Origin of the sequence: Cloacibacterium sp. Arc13, assembly GCF_041431305.1 — a bacterium.
GTDB lineage: Bacteria > Bacteroidota > Bacteroidia > Flavobacteriales > Weeksellaceae > Cloacibacterium > Cloacibacterium caeni_B.
Genome location: NZ_JASMRM010000008.1, coordinates 48341 through 74676 on the forward strand (window position 1 = coordinate 48341; position 26336 = coordinate 74676).

Sequence of the window (26336 nt, forward strand, 5' to 3'; positions counted from 1 at the left end):
GATACTGTACCAAAGCCTAAACGTGGTTTTGCCAAAGATAAAAATTTTAAATGCTTATCATTTAAAAAAGTGAAAATAAAACCGAAACCAATTTCTAGCCCTGATTGAGCGACATGTTTGAGCTCTTTTTGTTTTTTTTAGATATTTCGACTTCGCTCAATATGAAAAAAAACAAAAAAGCGAGTAGCGAAAGCAGGACTGAAAGTGAAAGAAAACAGAAAACGTGTTGCATCTAAATCATAAACCACTCATTTACCAAACTGGCAGCCAATCTGGCGGTTCTCTCGGCAATATCAAACTCTAGATTAACCTCCGCAACATCTAGCGCGACCAATTTTTCTGACTTCAAAATATGTCTGTAAAAATGCAGAAAAGTAGCATCTGCAAAGATTCCGTTGTACGCCGCAGCCGAAACTCCGGGCGCAATAGACGCGTTGAAAACATCCATGCAAATGGTGAGATACAATTGGTCTACCGAAGAAACTAGTTCGTCAATCTGTTGATAGATTTTCGGGAGATTTTCGAAGAAAATTTCGTCTGCCAAAATATATTTCATCCCAAATTGATGAGCAGTATCAAACAATTTGAGTGTATTAGAATTTTTCTGAATCCCGATGTGCAATGAATGAATTTCTCCTTCTTGGGCGATTTGCCAAAAACCCGTTCCAGAGCTTGCTCCTACTCCATTTTCGGGTTCACGGTTATCAAAATGTGCATCGAGATTGATGATGCCAATTTTTTGGTTTGGAAATGCTTTTTTGATGCCAGAATAATGAGCAAAAGTGACTTCGTGGCCGCCTCCTAAAACAATTGATTTTCCATTTTTTTGCAGAATTTTAGAAACTTTTTCAGCAAGATTTTCTTGAGTATTTTCTAAATTTCGGTCTCCGCTAGTGATAGTTCCGAAATCTAATAATTTAAAATCTGGAGAAACTACAGGAAAATTGCTCATATTTTTTCGGATGATGTCTGGAGCTTTGGCAGCGCCAACTCTTCCTTTGTTTCTTCTAACGCCTTCATCTACCGCAAAACCATGCAAAACGAAATTATTCGGTGAAATATTTTCATAGTTCTCCACTATTTCTACTCGTTGAAATATTCTGTGATGAAGCGGTGAATCTCCATCGTTACGTCCTTGCCAAATGTTGTTTCCCATTTTAATTAAATTTTCTCTCCATCAATATATACTTCACTTGCTACCAAACTACCTTGGTTGTATAAAATATTTTGGAAATTATCCGTTTCATAAACTACGAAATCAGCCTTCATTCCTTTTTTCAAAATTCCTCTATCAGTCAAATTTAATGCTTTTGCAGCACGGAATGTAATTCCAGCCAAAACTTCGGCAGTGCTTAATTTTTGAAAAGTGGCTAAAATAGAAGCTTGGGTAATGAGATTTCCCATTGGTGCTGAACCGGGATTCCAATCACTTGCAATAGCGAGAATTCCGTTTTTATCTAAAATTTTTCTCGCTGGGGTAAAAGGTTCTCCCAAACCTAAACTCGCACCAGGAAGTGCAACTGCAGCGGATTCTGAATTGGCTAAATATTGTATATCTTCATCAATTGTCGCTTCTAAATGGTCTGCTGAAACAGCACCAACTTCCACTGCAATTCTAGAACTTCCCGCTGTAAATTGGTCTGCATGAACGGTGATTTCAAAACCTAATTCCTTTGCTTTTTCTAAAAATTTTCGGCTTTCTTCTGGTTGAAATGCTGATTTTTCGATGAAAACATCTACTCTTTTCGCTAAATTTTCTTCTTTAACTTTTGGTAAAATTTCATCTACAATATATTGTAAGTATTCTTCATTACTCCCTTCAAAATCTCTTGGTTTTAAATGGGCAGAAAGACAAGTTGGGACTAAAGTTGCTTTGGTTTTAGTTTGCGCTTGTTGAATCACACGAAGCATTTTCAGTTCACTTTCTACATTCAATCCGTAACCTGATTTTATTTCAATAGTCGTAATTCCCAATGAAATTAATCGATTGATTCTTTCTAAAAGCGTTTCTAAGAGTTCTTTTTCGGAAGCATTTCTGGTATGCTGAACCGAACTCCAAATTCCACCACCTTTTTCTGCAATTTCTAGATAAGTTTTCCCTGCATTGCGCATGGCAAAATCATTGGCTCTATTTCCTCCAAAACAAATATGCGTGTGACAATCTACAAAAGCGGGAAGAACGATTTGAGGTTCGAGGTTCGAGGTTCGAGGTACGAGTTCAGCGTTTGGGAAGTCAGATTTCAATTTTTCAAAATCACCAACTTCCTCAATTAAGTTATCATTATTGATTAAAATTCCGCCGTTTTCGATAATTTCTAATTGTTCATCAGAGAGTTTTCCTCTTAACGGAAGATGATTAAGGGTAAGAATTTGTTTGAAAGGACCGATTAGTTTCATGTGATTGAGGTAAAGGTTAAGGCAAAGGTAAAGATTGAGGCTTAGAAGTTTTAATCACGATTGAGATAATTGATTATTTTATTGAGTTCATAGATTACTACATCTAATTCTTCAATTAATTTTTTGCGTTCTTCGTCTGTAAAATATTGAACTTTATTTCCATAAATTAAATGATTTTTTGTTTCAAAAGCTTCGCTCCTACTAATATCGTAAACTCTACTTTTATCTTTGTTACTTCTTCTACCAAATGCTTCTGCTATGTTTGCCGAAATGCTTTCTGCTGAACGTCTCAACTGCGAAGTTAATCCGTAATCTTCTTTTCTTGGCAATCTCTCCGAAAGGAAAAAACACTCTACAGCGATTTCCATCGCTTTTTGCCAAACTGGCATTTCAGTAAAATCCTTAAACATTTTTTAGAATTTTTATTTTAACAAAAATAGAATTAATTTATTTCAACAACAAAATTATTAACATTCTCAAACTTTACCTTTGCCTTTGCCTTTACCTAAAATTTATTACCTTTGAACATAACAAGTACTATTACTGATGCCAGATTTTTTACACGCAGATAAAGAAAATTTCTCTGATGAGGAATTAATGCAGGAAGAACAGATTCGTCCACAAAGTTTTAAAGATTTTGCGGGACAAAGAAAAACGTTGGATAATTTAGAGGTTTTCGTGGCGGCTGCTAAAAATAGAGGTGGCGCTTTAGACCACGTACTTTTACACGGACCTCCAGGATTGGGAAAAACTACTTTGGCGCATATTATTGCCAATGAACTGGGCGTAAATTGTAAAATTACTTCGGGGCCAGTTTTAGATAAACCAGGAAGTTTGGCAGGTCTTTTAACGAATTTGGAAGAAAACGATGTGCTTTTCATTGATGAAATTCACCGACTTTCGCCTGTGGTGGAAGAATATTTGTATTCTGCCATGGAAGATTATAAAATCGACATTATGCTGGAAACAGGTCCAAATGCTCGTTCGGTACAAATTGGTTTGAATCCTTTTACATTAGTTGGTGCTACTACTCGTTCTGGAATGCTCACAAAACCAATGTTGGCAAGATTTGGGATTCAATCTCGATTAGAATATTACACGATAGAACTTTTGGGAATGATTATTGAGAGAAGTGCAAGAGTTTTGGGCGTTCCGATTTATGAAGATGCAGCTCTGGAAATTGCAAGAAGAAGCAGAGGAACTCCGAGAATTGCAAATGCATTGTTACGCAGAGTTCGAGATTTTGCAGAAATTAAAGGAAACGGCGAAATTGAAATTGAAATTACCAAGTTTGCTCTCAATTCTCTGAATGTAGATGAATATGGATTGGATGATATGGACAATAAAATTATGCGCGTAATGATAGAAAATTTCAAAGGGAAACCCGTTGGGATTTCTGCTTTGGCAACTTCTATTGGCGAAAATCCTGAAACTTTGGAAGAAGTTTACGAACCGTTTTTGATTCAGGAAGGATTTATCATCAGAACTCCAAGAGGAAGAGAAGTAACGGAAAAAGCGTACAGACATTTAGGAATTTCTATTCCAAGAAGGCCTGATAGTTTGTTTTAGATTAAAGAAAAATTTATGAAAAATATCGTTCAATTATTTCTTTTATTGATTTCTAGTTTTTATTTTTCTCAGCAAGATACTAATTGGTATACCTTTTATAATTCTGATTCTACAAAAATTGGGTATAAAGACGCAAAAGGAAAAGTAAGAATTGAACCCAAATTTGAATTAGCGATGACTAATTCAAAAGTATTTAAAGATGTAGTTATTGTATGGGAATACGCCAAAAATTATAGTGGAGAAAAATATTATCTCAATAAGGAAGGTAAAAAATTTGGAAAAGACAGTATTTATATTTTTGATTTCACTTTTGCTGAAGAATCAGAAGGTAAAATAAAATTTAGAGATTCTAAAACAGATAAAGTTGGGTTTTTTGATAAAAATGGGCAAGTTGTAATTCCTGCTATTTATAATGATGCAGGAGATTTTCACAATGGACTTGCAATGATTATGAAAGATGGAGTGAGAAAATGTTGGAAAGAAAACAATGAAAAACAACCAGAATATCCAAATTGTGAACATTGGTCTTGGGAAGGCAAAACAATAATGATTAATACAAATAATCAAGAACTTTTCGAAATCCCAAAGGAAAATTTCACAAATTCTATTGATTACAATAATGTTTATAAAAACTTTAAACTTAACGAAAATGTAGATTCTGACATCTATACTTCCTATAAAGGAAATGATGGTAATATCTACTCTTTCTATAGTCCTGAAAAAGACTTTAAAAAATGGTTTGAAACCCAATTTTTACCAGATTTCAAAACTAATGGAAGAATTATAGGTAAGTATTTTAACAATAGTATTGAACTACAAATAGAAGAAAGTTCAGTAATCATTGACAAAAAGGATTTTATAACAAAAGGATTTAACAAAAATATCAATAAACTTTTTGATGATTACATCAAAAACAAATATAGTGTTGATTATTTTAATGAAAATATTTTTAATGAAGATTCTAGAGATATTTCTATTGATGTAAGATTCACTTCAAAAATTGAAAATAAGGACGATAAAAGTGTAAGAAAATTTTCTCAAAAAAGTATTATATTTAAAAAAATTGGAAATTCATTTTATATCACAACTACTTACTAAACCTCGAAAAAATTCTTTAATTTTAGCACAAAATCACACTTTATATGAAACTTTATCCTATACAATGCGGAAATTTTAAATTAGATGGCGGTGCTATGTTTGGTGTCGTCCCGAAATCTCTTTGGGAACGTACTAATCCTGCAGATTCTAAAAATTTAATCGAACTAGGGACTCGTTCTCTTTTGGTGGAAGATGGCAAAAAACTCATCTTAATAGACTGTGGATTAGGAAATAAGCAAGATGAGAAGTTTTTCGGGCATTATTCGCTTTATGGAGACGAATCTATAGATAAAAATTTAAAAAAATTCGGGTTTGTAAGAGAAGATATTACCGATGTTTTCTTGACACACCTTCACTTTGACCATTGTGGTGGCGCCATTGAATGGAATGATGATAAATCTGGTTACAGACCAGCTTTTAAGAACGCGCAGTTTTGGACGAACGAAAATCATTGGCAATGGGCAACTGAACCTAATCCAAGAGAAAAAGCAAGTTTCTTGAAAGAAAACATTTTACCAATGCAAGAAAGTGGACAATTACAATTTTTGCCTACTCCAAAAACTGGAAATTATGGTTTTGCTCCAGATTTGAAAATGGACGTGATCTTTGTAGACGGACACACCGAAAAACAAATGCTTCCTGTAATTCAATATCAAGAAAAAACGATTGTTTTTGCAGCAGATCTCATTCCAACAGCGGGACATATTCCGCAAGTTTATGTGATGGGATATGACACGAGACCGCTTCTTACCATGGAAGAAAAAGGAAAATTTCTGAAACAATGTGTAGAGAATGAATATTTACTGTTCTTCGAACACGATGCTCACAATGAATTGGCAAGTCTGAAAATGACTGAAAAAGGCGTGAAGCTAGATGAAACGTTCAGTTTTAACGAAGTTTTTGGGTATTAATTTGCGGGAAGTTAGAAGATGGAAGCTGGAAGTTTACATACTGGAAAAAAAATTATTGGAATTACAGGCGGAATTGGAAGTGGAAAATCTACGGTTTCTAAATTTATAGAAGAGTTGGGATTTCCTGTGTATGATTCTGATTTTTGGGCTAAAGAATTGGTGAATATAGACGAAAATCTAAAGTCTAGAATCATCGAACTTCTTGGCGAAGAATCTTATGATGAAAACGGGAAATACAACCGAAAATTTGTGGCAGAAAAGGTTTTTGATCATCAAGAATTGCTTTTACAACTGAACCAAATTATTCATCCTGCGGTGAAAATTCATTTTGAAAATTGGGTAAATGCTCAAAACGCTGAATTTGTTTTTAAAGAAACGGCTTTGCTTTTTGAATTAAAATTGAATGAAAGTTGCTATCAATCTATTTTGGTTACCGCTGATGAAAACATCAGAATAAAAAGAGTGATGGATAGAGATGGCAGAACGTACAGAGAAGTAAAAGAAATCATAGATAAACAAATGCCTGAAGTTGACAAAGTGAAATTAGCGGATTTTGTGATTCAAAATAATACTGATTTAGAGTCTTTAAAGGAATTTACTCATCAAGTTATAGACGAGTTGCAACGAATGGATTTGTAAATTCTAATTTAAAAAAAAAGAAAACCTTGAGATGAACTCAAGGTTTTCTTTTTTATATCCTACAATGTTATTTTTTGATAAATTTCATTTTAGAAGTTGCTCCTTTTTCAGAAACTTCGATGAAATATACTCCTTTTGCAAGGGAAGAAACATTGACTTTATTATGGGTCACTTTTCCTTTTGAAATAAACTGACCTGCAACGTTATAAATGGTAAAAGTAGCATTATTAGATACTTTGGTAATATTTAAAACATCGTTTACAGGATTAGGGAAAATATTTACTCCAAGTTTATTATTCTCTTGGGTAGATAAAGTTCCCAAAATAAATGGATATATTTCTTTGTCTTTATTAAATGCATTTTGATTAACCATAACTACACCTGAATCAGTTGTAAGTTTATAATATCCATTACCATAATCACAGCAAAAACCATCTCCATAGGTATCATAAATTTTAAAAGTATAGCAAGAATTATTAGGTAAGTTGAAGGTGAATTTTTTAACTGCTGGATTTTCTACATCCCCATAAGAGTCACCAGAATAAAGCACTATGCCTTCACTATTTACTATTTCCCAAGAAGTTTCTGAACCATAATCGTCTAATTGCAATTCTAATTTCACGGTAGAAGAAGCAAAGTTCTGAGCCGCTAAAAACTCATAACTAAAAGAATCTGCATTGTTAGTATTTCTAGCATCTACATTACCGTTCACAGAAGAAACACCAATTGTGACATTATTAGATAATGATGTTCCTAATAAAGTTATTGGCACTAAAGTTTCTTTATTAGGAGCTAAATTACCAGACCAACTTTGATTGTAATTAGTACCTGCATCATTGATTGAGATTATTGCAGTAGTTAAATTAGAGGTTCCTCTATTAATTAACCTTACATTTGCTGTAGCTTTTTTACAAGTTGTAGATGCTTCTACATTTACATTACTAAATTTTAATTCTGCATCATTAGCATACAATGTAACAGGTGTTAATGCATCAGAAGTTAATAATTCTTTTCTTCTTGGTGAATTAGCTAAAACGGCATTAAATCTATCAACTTGGTTAATTGTGAAAATATTCATACATGTATCACTTGTATAATCCATGTAATTTTCGAACATTTCGTCTGCTGTAGGAGGTGAGCAAGTATTTACTTTAGGATGTGTAAAACATCCATAGTTCTCAGTCTTATGAATTGGAGTATCTGCTACGTAATCTGTACCGCAATCTTCATCTCCCCAAATGTGACGTAATCCTAACCAGTGACCTACTTCATGAGTTACAGTTCTTCCATAGCCATAGGTAGAATCTAAATTAAAACTACCATCATCATAATCCAAATTTCCAAAAAATTGATGTCCAATGACTACTCCATCTGTATTTGCTGTAAAAGGCGGATAATTTAATCCATCTAATGTACTTGCTTCAGGAAACTGAGCATACCCTAAAACTTCACCAATATCTGTAATTACATCAGGTGTAACCCAAATATTTAAATATTTTGTAGGATCCCAAATTGTACTAGGTTTTAAAACAGCTTCTATTTGTGTATCTGTCCATGAATTAACATTAAAAGAAATTCTATCAATTCCATTTGTAGGATTTCCATTAGGATCTCTTACCGCGAGTGCAAATTCAATATTGGCATCTGCACCAACTGGATTGGTATTAAAACCTCTTGTTCCAGACTTTTTTCTGTAATCATTATTAAGTGTCGTAATTTGGGAGATAACTTGCGTATCACTTATGTTTGTACCTGTACCTACTTCCTCACCTTTGTTGACTACATGAACAACTACTGGTATTGTTCTTACTGCGGTAATTCTTTGATTAAAGGTTTTTTGTTTTGAAATTTTGGTAGCAATCCAATTTTCAAAAACGTCTGTACTAGCTCTTCTATTGTTTTTTTTCTGTATACTTTTTTCGTATTCAGTAGAATAACATCTTATATATCCGTTGGGAGATTTGCTAAGTATTTTACTTGTTTTTTTTGTCTGAGCCGAGATATTTATTGATAATAATCCAGCCATTAGAAAGAATAGAATTTTCTTCATCTACATAAATTTTAATTATTTTTTTAATTTTAAAGGGTATCAAAGTTATACACTTTTATTCAATTATTTAAAATAAATTACATTTTTTTTAAAAAAAAGTAACATTTTTACAATCTCAATAAAAACTTGCTAAAATTGATACGCTAAATTCCAACTAAAACCTACATTAAACTTAGTAGAACTTTTGCCAAATCCAGGCACAATCATGGGTTTCATTTCTTCTTGTTTGGTAGAATAAAATAAAAATCTTGGCTGCGCATTCACATCTACATATAAATTAGATTTAAACAACTGAACTCTTGCTCCTGCAAAACCTTCTAACCAATATGCAGATTGATTCACTGATGGAAAGGCAAGATATTGGTCACTCCCACCAAAACCACGAATGGGAACTTTTTTGTACTCTTGATTGTAAAAACTTGCGGCCATTTTTGCTCCTGCATAAAAACCATTATCAGGATTTTCGGTATCCATAGAAAGCATGTAATACCCTCCTAATTTTCCGAAAAATCCATTTGCAGTAGCATCATAACCGTTTTTTTGATAAATATTTTTTTCAAAACCTACATCTAAAACGGCATGAAGATTTTTCTTAATCTCAGAAGAAACATATCCTTGAAATAATTTTCTATCGCTAAAAGCAGATAATGCACCATTTAGCACATCTACTCCTACAGTAAAATTAGGTTTATATTGATATTTGGTTTTTACTGAATCTTTCTCTTGAGAAAAACCCAAACAAAAACTAAAAAACAAGATAAAGGTGAGCTTTGTTTTCATTGATAATTTGATTTTGATTGAGTTCTACTTTAGTGACTGGATTGGCAGTTTCTAGAGTTCCAGTAAGGTTTTGGTAAAGCCTTTTGAAACCACAAGCTGGCGAAACATACTCAGAAGTGGTATTATAATTCAGTTTTATTTTAGAAACTTTGCCATTTTTAGTTTTTCTAACATATAATTCAGTAAAACCTGCATCGTCTACCCGAATAGGAACCAATACGGAATCTACTTTTGTAGCTTCTACAACCGTTAAAATATTATTATTACCGTAATCTACATCTAAATAAAGTGACTCTAGAGTCAGCACTTTATTATCTGCACTTTTAAATTTAATTTTTAGTCGAGGTGTAGCTTCTCCGCTTACGCAAACATCGTCATCGTTTTCGCAAGAAGTGAGCAAAAACCCTAAAATCAAAAAGGGAAAGATTAATTTTTTCATTTTTTAACGAGGAAATAATATTCTGAAAACTTCCTAGTAATATGAAAGTCTGTTTCAGATATTTAACTTACTATTTTGACTTTTCTTATTTCAAATTTCTAGAAAAATCTCTTTTATAAAACAAAGTTCACCATTTTCTGGAAATGATGAACTTTATTTTTGAATTATTTTACTTCTAAAGCTTTATCTATCCTATAAACCAAATCTTCTAAATGATATTTGGTCACTGCATCTTGTGCATTTTGTGCATTTTTAGAAGCATCTGCTTTTATTTCTCTTAAAACTCCTCGTGTTAATGATTTCACATCAGAGTTATCAGAAATCGTCTCAGCATTTCTACCAGTGCTTGGTTTACTTGCTTGAGTTCTCGCAATTAAAGTTTCTACAAAATTTTTCTGTAAATTTCTTCTGTAAATATCAATTTTAGAAGAAGATTTCAACTCAGAAAATACACTGTTTTTAATATCTTGAAGATAATCATACACAGCGTAAGCATTAGCATCTAAAGATTCTCCTTCGTATAATTTATTCAAAACACCTTCGCTTAAAACTCTATTGAGCACTGTTTTTTGAAGATTTTCTACCACTTCTACAGGCGATTTATCTATTTTGGTTAAAACAGAAGTTTTTAACAACCAATTTGGAGTGGTAAATACATTTTCTGATAAAAATTTCAAAGCTTCTTTTTGCTCTGATTTAGAAACCAATTCATAAATAGCTCCTTTTTGTTCCACCATTTTCGGCGTTTCTTTTACGCCACCAATGTATTTAGAAACATGACCTAAATATCTAGCAAACTGACCAGAAACTTGAGTAAATCTATTATTAAGACTGCTGTAATCTTCATTTGGTTTTGTACTCCACGCTTCTATGTTTTCCATGATTCGCTGAAGATTTTTCACTCCGTATTTTCCAGCAATCATAGGATTATCTCCTACTTGTTCGCTCTGCGAACGCGGATCATAAGGATTGGTTTCTGTACCAAACCAAAGTCTTGGATTCTGTAATTTTTCCATCACCCATTTATTAAGATGAGCTTTTTCTTTTTCTGGAGAATTATAGTTGTAAAATCTTCTGTAACCCCATTCTATTGCCCAATCATCATAATCACCAATTCTTGGCATTAATCCAGCTTCTCCTACATTATCTTCTGGTTGTGCAACGTAGTTAAATCTCGCATAATCCATGATTGAAGGAGTGTGTCCATTGGCTTTTAACCAAGCTTTATTTCTAAGATTTTCTACAGGAACCGTAGAACTAGACCCGAAATTATGTCTCAAACCAAGGGTATGACCTACTTCGTGTGAAGAAACAAATCTGATTAATTGTCCCATTAATTCATCATCAAAATCTACTTTTCTAGCTCTAGGATCATTCGGTGACGCTTGTACGAAATACCAATCGTTCAACAATTTCATCACATTGTGATACCAATTGATGTGACTTTCTAAAATCTCACCAGTTCTAGGATCTGCAATTGAAGGACCAGAAGCATTAGGAACATCTGAAGGTTTATAAACGATAGCCGAGAATCTTGCATCTTCTAAACTCCATTCTAGATCTTCTTTTGCATTCGGAACTTTTGCATAAATCGCGTTTTTGAAACCTGCTTTTTCGAAAGCTTTTTGCCAATCATTCACTCCTTGAATTAAATAGGGAATCCATTTTTTCGGAGTTAATGGGTCTATGTAAAAAACTATTGGTTTTTCTGGTTCTACCAATTCGCCTCTTTTATATTTTTCTAAATCTTTTGCTTTGGGTTCCAGTCTCCATCTTTTCACCAAAGAAACTCTTTCTACGCCTTGAGGATTTTCATCAAAATCGGTATAACCTACTGTAAAATAACCTACTCTAGGATCGAAATACCTTGCCTGCATTTTATTTTCTGGCAAAAGAATGATTGAAGAATTGACTTCTACCGTATAATTTCCGCTCACTTCTGGTTTTGGAGCACCTGGAATTGGCGAAGCTTCTCCTGCACTTCTGTTGTAGGTTTTAGTCGTATTAATTTCGATATTGGTAGGAAAAGATTTCACGAAATTGACAAAAGATTTATCTTTTTGAAAAGCGCCTACTCTAAATCCTTTCTTGAAACGAGTATCAAAAGAAACCACATCATTATCTGCATTGATAAAATCTGTAACATCTATCACTGTAGAGTTTTTTTCTTTACCGAAAGCTTTAATGTCAAAAGCTTGTTCTATAGCATTTACATTATTTCTCATCACTGTTTTATACATTGCAGAGGTAGAATCTTTAGCATAATCTACGTAAGAAATAGAGCGTAAAAACACTTTATCATTTGGCCCTTTCTCGAAACTGATAACGTTTTGACTGATTTGATCTCCGGCATAACCTACTGTTCCCATTCTCATTTCAGCACCAGCTTTGGTCAATCTGGTGACTACCAAAAATTCTTTTTTCAGTGCTTTATCCGGAATTTCGAAATAGTATTTGTCTTCTACCTTATGCACCGTAATAATACCTTCATCGCTAACTGCTTTGTTGGTAATTACTTTCTCGAAAGGTTGAATTTTTTCTGGTTTTTTGTCTTTTGGTTTTGCAGTGTTTACGGTGTCTTTTTTAGCTTTTACATCTACTTTCACACTGTCTTTCTGTTGAGAAAATGCGCTCGCTGACATCATTAATGACAATGCGCAAAACAAATTCAGTACATTTTTCATTCGATATTTTAAATTTTTATTTGGTTAAAATACCTCAACTATAAGATAAAAAAATTGAGGATTCTGTTTCGAACCCCCAATTTAGTTATTTTTTTATTAATAGCGCTATATTTTCTACATGATGTGTCTGCGGAAACATATCTACTGGCAAAATCTTCACCACATCATAATGTTCCTTCATCAGTGCTAAATCTCTAGCTTGAGTAGCAGAATTACAGCTAACATAGACAATTTTTGGCGGTGCTAATTTCAGAATTTGTTCAACCACTTTTTGGTGCATTCCGTCTCTTGGCGGATCGGTAACCAAAACATTTGGTTTTGGATGATTGGCTAAAAACTCTTCTGTGAAAACGTCTTTCATATCGCCACAATAAAACTCGCAATTATCCAAACCATTGAGTTTAGCATGTTCTTTTGCTGCATCAATCGCTTCTTGCACCGATTCTATCCCGATTACGTATTTTGCTTTTTTGGCAATATATTGCGCAATCGTTCCTGTCCCTGTATACAAATCATAAACCACATCATTTTCAGAAATTTCTGCAAATTCTAGTGTTTTTCTGTACAAATTAAGCGCTTGCTTATAATTGGTTTGGAAGAAAGATTTTGGCCCGATTTTAAATTTCAAACCATCCATTTCTTCATAAATAAAACCTTCGCCAAAATACGTTTGCACATCTAAATCATAAATAGAATCATTCTGTTTCGGATTGATGGCAAAAACCAATGTTTTGATTTGCGGGAATTTCTCTAAAATATAATCGAATAATTGTTCTCTGTTTTCTTTTTCTTCTCTATACAATTGGAATAAAACCATCCATTCTCCTTGAGAGTTTTGACGAAGCATTAAAGTTCTCAAAAAGCCTTCTTGATTTCTTACATCAAAAAAATCTAGACCATTTTCGATGGCGTAATTTCTTACAGCTAATCTTAAATCATTAGATGGCGCTTCTTGAAGGAAGCATTCTTGTAAATCTAAAATCTTACTCCACATTCCTGGAATATGGAATCCTAAAGCATCTTTATTCCCGAAATTTTCTTCGGAACTGATTTCGTATTGAGTAAGCCAACGAGCGTTAGAAAAAGAAAACTCCATTTTATTTCTGTAGAAATATTCTTGCTCTGAACCGAGAATAGGTAAGGTTTCAAAATTTTCGATTCCACCGATTCGTTTGATATTGTTATAAACTTCTTCTTGCTTGAAATCGAGTTGTTTTTGGTAAGAAAGGTTCTGCCATTTGCAACCACCACAAACTCCAAAATGAATACATTTCGGCTCTACTCTGTAAGGTGATTTTTCTAAAATTTCTATGGCTTCTGCTTCGAAGTATTTAGATTTAGATTTTTTCACTCTGGCATTAACTACATCACCCGGAACCGCACCAGAAACTAAAACCGTTTTTCCTTCTTCAGTTTTTCCCACGGCTACACCTTTTGCACCAGCAGTAATTAATTTAATATTTTCTAAAATAATGTTTTTCTTTTTCTTACTCATAACGATGCAAAATTAATGTTTTAAAACTAATTTTCAGTGTGTTTGTTGATTTTCATAAATTTTGAAAAAATAAAAAGCGGACTTTAGTCCGCTTTTTGATATGATATTTTTATCTTTTTTAGTGACCGTGACCATCATTTGCAGAATGCTCAATTGGTGGAGCCATCATTTCTGGAGTTTGAGGAATTCCAGTTGGAGCTTGTAAACCAGAAGCTTTGTTCAATCCATCTACTAGAGCTGGGTCTGCGATATTTAAGTAAGTTTTACTAGAAATTTTACCGTCTTTATCAATGATGATGAAACTTGGCATTTTAAATCCGTAAACAGCAAATTTCTTAGCAACTTCAGATTTCATACCACCCGTTGCATAATAATTATTCCCTTGAATTCCTGTAAACATCGCTTTAGAAGTTTTCACGAATTGGTCTTGAGTATCATCTAAGTTAATGAAAGCAAAATTCATTTTTGAACCATAGAATTTCACCATTTCTTTAAGAACAGGCATTGTGCTTTCTGTGATGTAAGGATTCCAAGAAGCGTAGAACACTAATGCTGTAGGTTTTCCTTTAAGATCTGCTAAAGTTGTTTTAGCACCATCTTGTTTTACTAAATTTAAACCAGAAACATCAGTTCCTTGCTCAATTCCGTAAATAGCTTCTTCTAAATTTTTCAACTCAGATTTGATTGCAGAATTTTTGATTTTAGTATCTAAAAATTTGAAAACTTCTTGTAATTTAGGATTAGCAGGCTCTCTTAAATCATATTGAGCAGCTACCGCAGCAAGAAGGTATTCTTTAGTTTTATCTGAAACATCTTTTTGGGTGTCTAAGAATTTAGAGAACATTTGCACATTAGAAGTCGGAGCAGCATTCTTTTGTCCTTCGAAGAATTTTTGGAAACCTGCACTTAATTTACTGATAACATAGTTTCTGTAATTAGGCATATCTTCTACATAACTTTCGTTTTCTAGACCTTTTTGGAAATCTAATAATTTAGCTCCTGCTTTGTATTTTGGATCATTGGTAGCTGGACCATGCATGCTTTCGTACTGAGAAGAAATCATCAATAAAGTTACATCTAGTTCTCTTTTATTGAATTTTTCTACATCGCTGTCTGGCTTTTTCACCTTAGCGATTTCGTCCATTTTTTTGGTAATATCACCTTTATATTTTTCTAATTCTTTTAGGAAATCTTCTTCTTTTTTAGAAATAACAGATTGGTCTAATTTAGACATATATTGGTTAATGAATTGCTGAGATTCCATTAAGTATTCTGTATTTCCTTTAGCATCACCAGTAATTTTCATTCCTTGAGGGAAAAGCATCGCTTCAAAATCAAGATTTACTTGATCACCACCTTTTAGATAAAGAAAACCTGTGTTTCCTGCGTAAGTAATTACATAAACTCCATCTCTAGGAATTTCTATGGTTTCTGAGAAATTTCCTTTGGCATCTACGCCAAAATTAGCAAGCGGTAAAGTTGCAATTCCTGAAGCATCTATAATTTCTAATCTTTCTAATGGTGAGCCATTAGTCACTTTACCATTTATGGTTACTTTGCCACCTTTAGAACATGATAGCAATAAAATGGAGAATAAGAATAATAAAAAATATTTTTTCATTTCTTTAAAAAAGTTGTTTTTGTTTTTAATCACGCAAAAATATACTTTTAGTTTTATTTGCAGAAAAAAACTTTGTGTTTTGGGAAAGTTTTAACGAAAAATCACCTCAAAGAAAGAGGTGATTTTTAAATTATTTCATTTATAAGGTTAATCTACAGTAGTAAATTTAGCCGCAAGAAATTCTCTGTTCATTCTAGCGATGTTTTCTAGAGAAATTCCTTTAGGACATTCTACTTCGCAAGCACCTGTGTTAGAACAGTTACCGAAGCCTTCTTCGTCCATTTGTTTTACCATGTTCAGTACTCTTCTATTTGCTTCTACTCTACCTTGTGGTAAAAGAGCAAACTGAGAAACTTTAGCTCCTACAAATAACATTGCTGAACCGTTTTTACAAGTAGCAACACAAGCTCCGCAACCAATACAGGCTGCAGCATCCATTGCTTTATCTGCATCTTCTTTAGGCACTGGAATTGCGTTTGCATCAAGTGTATTTCCTGAAGTATTTACAGAAACGAAACCACCTGCAGCCATAATTCTGTCAAATGCGCTTCTGTCTACTACCAAGTCTTTGATTACTGGGAACGCAGCACTTCTCCAAGGTTCAATAGTGATAGTTTCGCCATCTTTGAACATTCTCATGTGCAATTGGCAAGTTGTGATTCCTGTATCTGGACCGTGAGCTCTACCATTAATGTACAATGAACACATACCGCAGATTCCTTCTCTACAATCGTGGTCGAATGCTACTGGTTCGCTTCCGTTATTTACCAATTGTTCGTTTAGCATATCTAGCATTTCAAGGAAAGAAGAATCCGTAGAAACATCTGATATTTTGTAGGTCTCGAACTGACCTTTTGATTTATTATTTTTCTGTCTCCAAATTTTTAGAGTCAGGTTTAATCCTTTTTTTGCACTCATTTTTTAAATTATTTTATGGAGATTATTTATAACTTCTCGTTTTCACTTCAATATTCTCGTACACCAATTCTTCTTTGTGCAATACTTCGGCGTTGATATCATAACCTTTGTATTCCCAAGCTGCTACATATTTGTAGTTCTCGTCATCTCTTTCTGCTTCACCTTCTGGAGTAGCGTGATCCCAACGGAAATGTCCTCCACAAGATTCTTTTCTTTCGAGAGCATCTTTCGCCATTAATTGACCCAGTTCTAAGAAATCTGCCACTCTGAATGCTTTTTCAAGTTCTGTATTCATTCCATCTGCTTCGCCAGGAACTTTTACATTTTTCCAGAAATCGTTTCTGATTTCTTCTATTTCTTTAATTGCTTCTGCTAAACCTTCTGGAGTTCTACCCATACCTACTTTGTTCCACATTACGTTTCCTAGTTTTTTGTGGAAGTAGTCTACAGAATGAGTTCCTTTATTGGTTAAGAAGAAGTTTACTTTATCTTTAATTTCTTTTTCAGCAGCTTCAAATTCTGAAGAATTGGTAGGAATTTGTCCTGTTCTGATATCTGCAGAAAGATAATCTGCAATCGTGTAAGGCAATACGAAATAACCGTCTGCTAAACCTTGCATTAAAGCAGAAGCTCCTAATCTGTTTGCTCCGTGGTCTGAGAAATTAGCCTCACCAATTACGAAACAACCAGGAATAGTACTCATTAAGTTATAATCTACCCAAACTCCTCCCATGGTATAGTGAACTGCAGGATAAATTTTCATAGGAGTTACGTATGGATCGTCTGCTGTAATTTTCTCATACATTTGGAATAGGTTTCCGTATTTTTCTTCCACCCATTTTTTACCCAAAGCATATATTTGTTGTTCAGAAGGATTGTGAATATTTTTCTCAGTCGCTGCTTCTCTACCTTTTTTCATAATTTCTGTAGAGAAATCTAAGAATACACCTTCTTTAGTATCATTATTTTCGATTCCGAAACCAGCATCACATCTTTCTTTAGCAGCTCTAGAAGCTACGTCTCTAGGTACTAAGTTACCGAATGCAGGATATCTTCTTTCTAAATAGTAATCTCTATCTTCTTCTTTTATACTTTCTGGTCTAAGTTTTCCTTCTCTGATTGCTTGAGCATCTTCTAATTTTTTAGGAACCCAAATTCTTCCAGAGTTTCTAAGAGATTCAGACATCAGAGTCAGTTTAGACTGTTGTGTTCCGTGAACTGGAATACAAGTTGGGTGAATCTGTACGAAACAAGGATTTGCGAAATACGCTCCTTTTTTGTGAATTTTCCAAGCTGCAGAAACGTTAGAACCCATCGCGTTAGTAGAAAGGAAATATACGTTTCCGTAACCACCAGAAGCAATCACTACAGCGTGAGCAGAATGTCTTTCGATTTCTCCTGTTACTAAGTTTCTTGCGATAATACCTCTAGCTTTACCATCTACCATTACTAAGTCCATCATTTCGTGACGGTTGTACATTTTAATTCTACCTTTACCGATTTGACGGCTCATTGCAGAATATGCACCTAATAGTAATTGCTGACCTGTTTGACCTTTTGCGTAGAAAGTTCTCTTCACCTGAGTTCCACCGAAAGAACGGTTATCTAACTGACCGCCGTATTCTCTACCGAAAGGAACACCTTGTGCTACACATTGGTCAATGATATTTGCAGAAACTTCTGCTAATCTGTGTACGTTAGCTTCTCTTGCTCTATAATCTCCACCTTTGATGGTATCATAGAATAATCTGTAAACAGAGTCACCATCATTTTGATAATTTTTAGCTGCATTAATACCACCTTGAGCTGCAATAGAGTGTGCTCTTCTTGGTGAATCTTGGTAGCAAAATGCTTTTACATTATATCCTTGCTCTGCAAGAGTTGCCGCAGCAGAACCACCAGCTAAACCAGTTCCTACTACAATAATATCTATTTTATCACGGTTATTTGGTGCAACCAAATTCATGTGTGCTTTATGATTTTTCCATTTGTCTGCTAAAGGACCTGCTGGAATTTTTGAATCTAATTTGCTCATAATATTATGTAAATTATTGAGTTACGAAATGAAATACAGCTACTACGATAAATCCTAGCGGAATTAAAATAGAATACCAAGTTCCTAAAGTGTTTACACATTTTAAATATTTAGGATGTCTCGCTCCAATCGATTGGAATGATGATTGGAAACCGTGTGATAAGTGCAATCCTAATAAAACAAAAGAAACTGCGTAAAAAATCACTCTCCATAAATCTGCAAACTTAGCATGTAACTCTTCCCAATATCTTGTTTCATTGATTGATAGAGCTTCTACATACTTATAATTCATTTCATGCATCCAGAAATCATACATATGCAGTCCTAAGAAAGCTAAAATTACTGCTCCAGAAATAATCATATTTCTAGAAGACCAACTAGAATTTCCGCTGTTATTTGCTACAGCATACTTTACTGGTCTTGCGTTTTTGTTTTTCATTTCTAAAACGAAGCCCATTACAAAGTGAAAGATAACACCCGCTACTAAAACCGGCTGCATCACAAATTGTATTAAAGGATTGTATCCCATAAAATGAGACGCTGTGTTAAATGCATCTTCACTAAATATCGATAGTAAATTTACCGACAAGTGAATCAACAAAAAGACAAGCAAAAACATTGCTGAAAGCGCCATTAAAAACTTTCTACCAATTGTAGATTGAGTTAATCCTGCCATTGTTTATTTATTTTTTGAATTTTCACAAAATTAAGAATTTGTTAACGTTTGAAAGTATGACAAATGTCATGTTTATCAGTTTATAACTATTCTAAATAAATTATTCTAGTTTATAATTTTTCTTATTTATTACTAATGATTTTACGTTTTGAGGAACAAAGATAATTTTAAAATCATTCACTCTTCTAGCAACCAAATAAGGCTCTATGATGTATTTTTTCTGCTTTTCTAAATTTTTAGAATTTTTCACAAAAAAGACTACTTTATCTTTTTCTTTAACAGAAATTATTTTTTCTTTAAAAAATTCGTGCACTAAGATTTCGGATTTAGAATTTTCATAGTAGTTAAATCCTATTCTAAGCATTAAAAATAAAATGACCAAAAATCCTACTTTGATGAGTGATTTTAAATGATGGTGTGTTAAAAATCTCCTCAAAAAATAAATCATAAGAAAAAGAACGATGACTTCTGACCAATGCATTGGTATGTTTTTAAAGAAGAAAACATCAAGGCTAGCGAAAAAATGAATCACTTTCAAAACCAGTTGAACTCCATAATCGTAAAAAGCATTTAACCAAGAAATATCGAAGCCAAAACCCAACAAAATGGTCATCAACAATGCAAAAACGATAATTACTTCAGAAAAAGGAATCACCACCAGATTCGCAATAACCGAAATCAGAGAATATTGATGAAAATAATAAATAACCAATGGTAAAGTCGCCACTTGCGCAGCAATACTAATCGAAATTACATTCACAAAAAAATTCTGAACAGTATTTTTAGGCTTTGGTAAATATTTCAAAATCGGTTCATTGAGCCAAAAAATTCCGAAAACCGCAATAAAACTCAATTGAAATCCCACATCAAAAAGTTGATTCGTGTCAAAAATCAAAATCGCTAAACCAGAAATCGCCATTGCATGTAACAAATCTGGTTTTCGTTGTAATAAAACATAGAAATAATACGCAGAAATCATAATACACGAACGAATCACAGAACTTCCAAAATCTATAAAAATTGCAAATAGCCAAATGAATATCAAAGAAATAACAATCGGAACATTTCTAAAACTTGCAGGAAAAATTGGTTTCATAAGCAGTAAAATCAACCAAAAAATAATTGCCATGTGCGAACCTGAAATCGCCAAAATATGCACCAATCCAGATTTGCTAAAATCTTCTACCGTTTCTCGGTCCATTTCTGTTCTGTCTGCCAATATAATTCCTTTGGTAAATTCTTTAGATTTTTCAGAAAGTTTTGCTTGGTCAATATTTTGCAAAACTTCTAAGCGTTTTTGTTTAATTTTTTCGGACAAAGTAAGGTTTTCTTTCTCCGCAACTTGAAAAGAATTAGGAGCATATCCTTGAAAATAAATCTGCTTTCTATCAAGATATTTTTGATAATCAAATCCAAAATCCTGCGCATTCGGTTTTACTTTGTTGAGATAAATTTCGGCTTTATAAAAATGTTTGAAATCCAGTTCCTTTTCTTCTTTTGGAACCGACAAAACCAAACCTAAATGGTTTATTTCGTCATTAACTTTCAAAATTTTGACTTCGTAGCGTTTATTTTTCTCGTTGGAATTCAGCTTTTTATCCAAAGTAAAAACCACTTCCGAAGAATTAGGAAAATTTGGAAAAACTTGTTCTTTATTATGGAGTTCATGCGCAAAAATTCCTAATACCAAAAAGAAAATTGCCAATACATAATCTTTGATTTTGAAGAAAAAATCAATTTTTAAAAAGCTAAAAACTAAAAACAGGAAGCTAAAACTCAAAAACACATTGACTAAAACCGTTGACAAGCTCAACTTTTCGGAAATAAGAATCCCGAAAATAAAACAAATCCACAAAATCAAAAGTGGTTGCTTGTTCATGCGATTTGACTATTAATTTAACCAAATATAAAAATTTATTGAACTTGTAAGTTCTTTTTCTCCATTTTTAAACAAAAAAATTCCTTAAACGTTACATTTAAGGAATTTTATACTCTTATCCAGTGTTTTTCAAACCACTAGAAATAGCATTGATTAAACTTAATAATTTATTGAGAATTTTGTCTTTTTCTAGTTTATTTTCGTCATCTAAATTTCTCCATTGTTGTAGATAATGAAGGTGTAAATGGTGTAAAACATCTAGTTTTTGGTTTCTCCATTTCAAGTTATCATATTGTCCGCTTCTTCTTTCCAGAGCAGCTTCACCGAACAATTCTTCTATCAGCTGAACTCCATTTTGATGGTCGGTAAGAAATTTATCCATCAATAGGTTTCTTTCTTCTTCATTTGGGTCTAATTCTGCATATTTTTTCATAATTTCTAGATTAGACAAAATAAGATTGGTCTCGGTCTGAATCATTAAAAATTTGAAGAAATTCCAGTTTTGAGCCGCTTCTTTTAACTTTTGATATTCTTGCGGTTTTTCTGATTTCAAAATTTTGAGCGCTTCACCTAAACCGTACCAACCTGTGAGTGCAATACGAGAAAGATTCCAGCTGAAAACCCAAGGAATCGCACGTAAATCCTGCAATGTTCTGGTTCCCGTTCTTCTGGCTGGTCTAGAACCTATTTTACTTTTCTCTAAAACATCTATGCACGTTGCTTTTCCATAAAAATTGATAAATCCTGGAGTTTCTATTAAATTTCTATAATGTTCAAAGGATTTTTGAGCCAGAAATTCCATAGATTCAAATGGATATTGTGGTTTTTCGGTTTTGTATTTATTTTGAATAATATGTCTTGCTGTTCCAGATGAAAGTGCATTGAGATTATATTTCGCTGTCATAGGATTTCCGAAAAGTTGCGCTACAGATTCGCCTTGAACTGTAATTTTCACCGTTCCAAAAACGGTTTGTTCTGGCATACTTTCTAAGAAACGATGATATTTACCACCACCTCTACTGATGGTTCCACCAGTTCCGTGGAAGAAATAAATTTCGGTATTATGTTTCTTACCGATTTCTGATAAGGCAATTTCTGCTTTATGAAGATTCCACTTGCTTGCAATGGTTCCTCCATCTTTATTGCTATCACTATAACCTAACATTACTTCTTGTTTTCCATCTAAATTTTTAGCTCTGCTAATTGTGATAGGATGTTGCAAGAATTTTTCTAAAATTTCTGAACCATTTTGTAAATCTTCGATAGTTTCCAAAAGTGGAACTACTCTTATTTTGGTGTTAAGAAGTTGAGTTTCTCTCATCAATAGATAAACCACCAATAAATCACTTAAATTTCTGGTCATACTTACAATAAAAGAACCTATTCCTTCTGCTCCGTATTGACTGATATGCTGACGGATGACCCTATAACAATCTAAAACATTATCTGCTTCTGGACCGTAAGAAATGGTAACATCTGTAATAAAAGCATTGTTGCTCAAGACTTGGTTCAGGTAATTTACTCTTTTTTCTTCTTCCCAGTTTTCGAAATCATAATCTGTTTCACCGCTGGCTTTAAGAATCTGCGAAATAGCTTTATCATGGAAAGCGCTATTTTGTCTAATATCTAATTTAGCCAAATGAAATCCGAAACATTGAACCGCTCTTTCTACAGAGAATAATAAATCTTCGGCAATGCTTTGGAAACCATTTTGCACCAAAACTTCTCTTAAATTTTTTAAATCTTCTTGAAGCGCTTTGCTAGATTTATAATAGGTTTTAGAATCTTCAAAATTTTCTGTAATGGTATTTTCTAGTTGACAAATCATAAGATTCACGAATTGTCTCCACGGTTCATAATGATTTCTTTCAACTGCTTTTTTGCCCATTTCACCTAATGCAGAAACTTTCTCCTGAATCATTTCAGAAAGCTGAAAAGGAACAGGATTAGACACCGCCGAAATAGAAATTTTCTTAGCCAAATGAATTAAATCTTCTTTAATCAATGTTAATGCAGCTTTTCGATGAAGCAAAAGTGTTTCCTTAGTCACTGCTGGTGTTACAAAAGGATGACCATCTCTGTCACCACCAACCCAACTTCCAAAATTAATTTTCGGAAAATAATCTGGATTTTTAATTTTCTGAGGATTAAGCCCTAACTCAATCCAAGAATTGATGATTTCTTGGTCACTTTTCACCAAAACATTCGGGAAAATCTTGGTAAGATAATATAAAACATTTGCTCTTTCGTCTTTAATGTCTGGCTTTTCCAGGTAAATTTCGCCTGTTCTCCACCATCTTTCTAGAAGCTGAATAATTTTTTCTTTAATTTCATTTTGCTCCAATTTACTGAGAGAAGTATTCTCTTTTTTCACCAAAAGCAAGTACAATTCTCTATGCAATTCTATAACCGTAACTCTTTTTGCTTCAGTAGGATGCGCAGTAAGAACAGGAATAACATGTGTAGCAGAAACCGCGTTCAGCATATCTTCTTCTGTCACATTAGAATTTTTCCAAAAATGGAATGCTTCTCCCCATGAACCACGAATTGCAGTGATTTTTTCTTGGTCTTCTAATCTTCTTCTATATTGTGTAGCTCCGTTTTCTTCTACCAATGTCATCAATTGAAAATAGATACTTAATGATTGTATAATTTTCTCACTAGACAATTCATTTTCTTCGAACTTTTTCCCTTCTTCTGAATTGTTGATTAAATCTACTAGTTCCTTTTCATTAATTCTAGACAACATTTCTGTATAGCAATCAATGATGAATTTACGGTCCGTAGAAATTTTCTGATAATCCTTTTCGTTAAAAGCCATAATTCTTAATTTTTAACAAATTTACGCAATGAAATTGATTAAAACATGAAGAAACTACTCTGAAACTTATCACTCCAAAATAAAAAAGAGCAACCTATTGTTACTCTTTTATTTATCATTTATTCTTCATTAAAATTCTCTAATGAGATTTAGCCAGTATGTCTTTTGCAATTTTAAGATGATGCTGAGTATGAATTTTTAAAAATTTTAAAGTTTGTTTTACATCTAAATGTCCGAAATAAGGATGTTCTATATAAGATTGAGAAGGGAGATTCTTAATCATTTGCAAATTTTCTCTAACGGAATTTAGATAATTATCTATATTTTCTAGAAAGTTTTCATTTGTAGGAATAGTGAATTTCGGAGCTTTTCCTTTTTTTCTAGGTATATATCCCGAAGTCATGACCATAAATTTTGTCCAAGAAAATTTAGGTTGATATTTTTCTGGATGAGAAAGTGGTAAACCTTCCAAAATTCTAGAAATCACCAAAAGCGAGTGTTCTAAATGCCAACCAATACTCGCTTCTGAAATTTCAGGAGCATTTTTATGGGAAAATTGTTTTAAATTTTCTATTTCTGCGAGTTGTGCAATTATTTTTTTCATCATAGATTAACAATAATTTCTGCAGCGTGATTACTTGCTCCTTTTCCACCTAATTTTTCTCTGAGAAGTTCATAATCCTGAAGTATTTTGTCACGTTTTGGCCCTTCCAGAATTTTTTGAAGTTCATCAACTAAATTTTCTGTATTGAGTTGATTTTGAATCAATTCCTTTACCACTTCTCGATCCATAATCAAATTCACCAGAGAAATAAATTTGATATTTTTCACCACACGTTTCCCGATTTCGTAAGAAATTTTACTGGTTCGGTAACACACAATTTCCGGAACATTCAGCAAAGCTGTTTCTAGAGTTGCCGTTCCCGAAGTTACCAAAGCTGCTCTAGAACATCTCAATAAATCATAGGTTTTATTGGAAACAAAATGCACATCATCATCTACAAATTTTTGATAAAATTCTTTAGATAAACTTGGCGCTCCTGCAATTACAAATTGATAATTTTTAAAAGAATCTCTAACCGATAGCATCAAACTCAACATTTTTTCCACTTCCTGCTCTCGAGAACCGGGTAAAAGTGCAATAATTTCTTTTTCATTTAAGCCATTTTCCTTTTTGAAATTTTCAACAGAAATTTCTGGCAAATCAGAAATCGCATCTAGCAATGGATGCCCCACAAAATGCGCATTGACTTGATGTTTTTTATAAAAATCTTTCTCGAAAGGAAGAATCACCAGCATTTCGTCTACATATTTTTTGATGGTTTCTACTCTGCCTTCTTTCCAAGCCCATAATTGTGGAGAAATATAGTAAACTACTTTTATTCCAAGATTTTTGGCAAACTCTGCAATCCTCAAATTAAAACCTGGATAATCTACCAAGACCAAAACATCTGGTTGATAATTTTTAACATCTTCCTTACAAAGTTTTATGTTTTTTAAAATCGTTCTAAGGTTCATCGCCACTTCCAAGAAGCCCATAAAAGCGAGTTCTTTATAGTGTTTTACAGGTTTTTCACCCGCAACTTTCGCCATTAAATCTCCTCCCCAAAATCTGAATTCTGCATTTTGGTCTTTCTGTAAAATGGCTTTCATTAAATTAGAAGCGTGTAAGTCTCCTGATGCTTCTCCTGCGATGATATAGTATTTCAAGATTTTAGATTTTTTAGATTTTAGATTTTAGATTTTCAGATGGACTAAAAATTTTTATTCTAAAAATTTGACTTAATTTTGCTCAAAGATAATAATAAAAAATGTCACAAGATTTCGAAATAAAAAATAAAGTAGCAGAAAGCGGTTTGGTGAATTTTGATTTATCAGAACTTTCTCCTAAAGGCAAAAGAATTGGAATAGATTTGAAAGAATTTCTTTTCATGGAAATGATTTTGAAAGAAAAAGATTTCCGCGAAAAAGTTGCAGAAATAGACTCTGAAATCTATCGTGACGCCTTTGTTTACGTTTATTGTTCGGTAGACGCTATTGTTCCGATTTGGGCTTATTTCCTCATCACTTCCAAACTTACCGGAGTTGCTAAAAAGATAGTTTACGGAACCAAAAAAGATTTAGAAGTGGTTTTAATGCACGAAGCAATTTCTCATTATAATTTCGCAGATTTAGAAGCAAAACGCGTTCTCGTAAAAGGTTGCAGCGAAGAAGACATTCCCGAAAATGCTTACATAGAATTGGTAGAAAAACTGAAACCTATTGTAAAATCGCTCATGTTCGGTGAAGCTTGTTCTAATGTCCCAATTTTTAAAAATTAAAAA

At 33.2% G+C, this 26336-nt stretch carries 21 protein-coding genes; 5 read left to right on the plus strand and 16 right to left on the minus strand.

Annotation, left to right across the window (positions count from 1 at the left end; genetic code table 11):
- Positions 1-232: 232 nt before the first annotated feature.
- From hutG to QO190_RS07625, 3 genes are read right to left on the minus strand one after another with little or no spacing between them, the layout of a single operon-like run.
- Positions 233-1156 (minus strand): formimidoylglutamase, encoded by a 924-nt coding sequence (hutG, locus tag QO190_RS07615; RefSeq protein WP_371462260.1) that lies wholly within the window; start codon positions 1154-1156, stop codon positions 233-235.
- A gap of 5 nt (positions 1157-1161) precedes the next feature.
- Positions 1162-2397: an imidazolonepropionase gene (hutI, locus tag QO190_RS07620; RefSeq protein ID WP_371462261.1), complete on the minus strand. Its 1236-nt coding sequence runs from the start codon at positions 2395-2397 to the stop codon at positions 1162-1164.
- Between the two features lie 50 nt (positions 2398-2447).
- Positions 2448-2807, minus strand: coding sequence for a four helix bundle protein (locus tag QO190_RS07625; RefSeq protein WP_371462262.1), 360 nt, complete (start codon positions 2805-2807; stop codon positions 2448-2450).
- 136 nt (positions 2808-2943) lie between these two features.
- Between QO190_RS07625 and ruvB the strand changes: the two genes are divergently transcribed.
- Genes ruvB through coaE form a run of 4 tightly spaced genes read left to right on the plus strand, consistent with a single transcriptional unit; the run spans position 2944 to position 6614 of the window.
- Positions 2944-3966, plus strand: coding sequence for a Holliday junction branch migration DNA helicase RuvB (ruvB, locus tag QO190_RS07630; protein ID WP_371462263.1), 1023 nt, complete (start codon positions 2944-2946; stop codon positions 3964-3966).
- Between the two features lie 15 nt (positions 3967-3981).
- Positions 3982-5064, plus strand: coding sequence for a WG repeat-containing protein (locus QO190_RS07635; RefSeq protein WP_371462264.1), 1083 nt, complete (start codon positions 3982-3984; stop codon positions 5062-5064).
- A gap of 44 nt (positions 5065-5108) precedes the next feature.
- Positions 5109-5975 carry an MBL fold metallo-hydrolase gene (locus QO190_RS07640; protein WP_371462265.1) on the plus strand — a complete coding sequence of 289 codons (867 nt, stop codon included), beginning with the start codon at positions 5109-5111 and terminating at the stop codon, positions 5973-5975.
- Between the two features lie 18 nt (positions 5976-5993).
- Positions 5994-6614, plus strand: a complete 621-nt coding sequence (gene coaE, locus QO190_RS07645) for a dephospho-CoA kinase (protein ID WP_371462266.1) — start codon at positions 5994-5996, stop codon at positions 6612-6614.
- A gap of 67 nt (positions 6615-6681) precedes the next feature.
- Here the strand turns inward: coaE and QO190_RS07650 are convergent, their stop codons facing one another.
- The 13 genes from QO190_RS07650 to lpxB form a co-directional block, all read right to left on the minus strand.
- A complete protein-coding gene (locus QO190_RS07650) occupies positions 6682-8664 on the minus strand; it encodes a M43 family zinc metalloprotease (protein WP_371462267.1) in 1983 nt (660 codons plus the stop codon).
- 129 nt (positions 8665-8793) lie between these two features.
- Positions 8794-9444, minus strand: coding sequence for a DUF6048 family protein (locus QO190_RS07655; protein ID WP_371462268.1), 651 nt, complete (start codon positions 9442-9444; stop codon positions 8794-8796).
- Positions 9410-9883, minus strand: a complete 474-nt coding sequence (locus QO190_RS07660) for a DUF6452 family protein (protein ID WP_371462269.1) — start codon at positions 9881-9883, stop codon at positions 9410-9412. Before QO190_RS07660 ends, QO190_RS07655 begins: the two co-directional genes overlap by 35 nt.
- Before the next feature lie 164 nt (positions 9884-10047).
- On the minus strand, positions 10048-12567 hold the full coding sequence (locus QO190_RS07665; RefSeq protein ID WP_371481291.1) for a zinc-dependent metalloprotease: 2520 nt from the start codon (positions 12565-12567) through the stop codon (positions 10048-10050).
- 85 nt (positions 12568-12652) lie between these two features.
- Positions 12653-14062 carry a 23S rRNA (uracil(1939)-C(5))-methyltransferase RlmD gene (gene rlmD / locus QO190_RS07670; RefSeq protein WP_371462271.1) on the minus strand — a complete coding sequence of 470 codons (1410 nt, stop codon included), beginning with the start codon at positions 14060-14062 and terminating at the stop codon, positions 12653-12655.
- Between the two features lie 118 nt (positions 14063-14180).
- Positions 14181-15683 carry a TlpA family protein disulfide reductase gene (locus QO190_RS07675; RefSeq protein WP_371462272.1) on the minus strand — a complete coding sequence of 501 codons (1503 nt, stop codon included), beginning with the start codon at positions 15681-15683 and terminating at the stop codon, positions 14181-14183.
- A 147-nt stretch (positions 15684-15830) separates the two neighbouring features.
- Positions 15831-16601: a succinate dehydrogenase/fumarate reductase iron-sulfur subunit gene (locus QO190_RS07680; RefSeq protein WP_213195303.1), complete on the minus strand. Its 771-nt coding sequence runs from the start codon at positions 16599-16601 to the stop codon at positions 15831-15833.
- Positions 16602-16623: 22 nt separating this feature from the next.
- Complete coding sequence (locus QO190_RS07685) at positions 16624-18636, minus strand: fumarate reductase/succinate dehydrogenase flavoprotein subunit (protein WP_371462273.1); 2013 nt, start codon at positions 18634-18636, stop codon at positions 16624-16626.
- Between the two features lie 13 nt (positions 18637-18649).
- Positions 18650-19312, minus strand: coding sequence for a succinate dehydrogenase cytochrome b subunit (locus tag QO190_RS07690; RefSeq protein WP_069800732.1), 663 nt, complete (start codon positions 19310-19312; stop codon positions 18650-18652).
- Positions 19313-19412: 100 nt separating this feature from the next.
- On the minus strand, positions 19413-21191 hold the full coding sequence (locus QO190_RS07695; RefSeq protein ID WP_371462274.1) for a ComEC/Rec2 family competence protein: 1779 nt from the start codon (positions 21189-21191) through the stop codon (positions 19413-19415).
- Between the two features lie 115 nt (positions 21192-21306).
- A complete protein-coding gene (locus QO190_RS07700) occupies positions 21307-24012 on the minus strand; it encodes a phosphoenolpyruvate carboxylase (protein ID WP_371462275.1) in 2706 nt (901 codons plus the stop codon).
- 139 nt (positions 24013-24151) lie between these two features.
- Positions 24152-24619 (minus strand): DUF1569 domain-containing protein, encoded by a 468-nt coding sequence (locus QO190_RS07705; RefSeq protein WP_371462276.1) that lies wholly within the window; start codon positions 24617-24619, stop codon positions 24152-24154.
- On the minus strand, positions 24616-25722 hold the full coding sequence (gene lpxB / locus QO190_RS07710) for a lipid-A-disaccharide synthase (protein WP_371462277.1): 1107 nt from the start codon (positions 25720-25722) through the stop codon (positions 24616-24618). Before lpxB ends, QO190_RS07705 begins: the two co-directional genes overlap by 4 nt.
- A 101-nt stretch (positions 25723-25823) precedes the next feature.
- On the opposite strand from lpxB, the gene QO190_RS07715 reads away from it, so the two are divergent.
- Positions 25824-26333, plus strand: coding sequence for a DUF2480 family protein (locus tag QO190_RS07715; protein ID WP_371462278.1), 510 nt, complete (start codon positions 25824-25826; stop codon positions 26331-26333).
- The last annotated feature ends 3 nt before the right edge of the window (positions 26334-26336 follow it).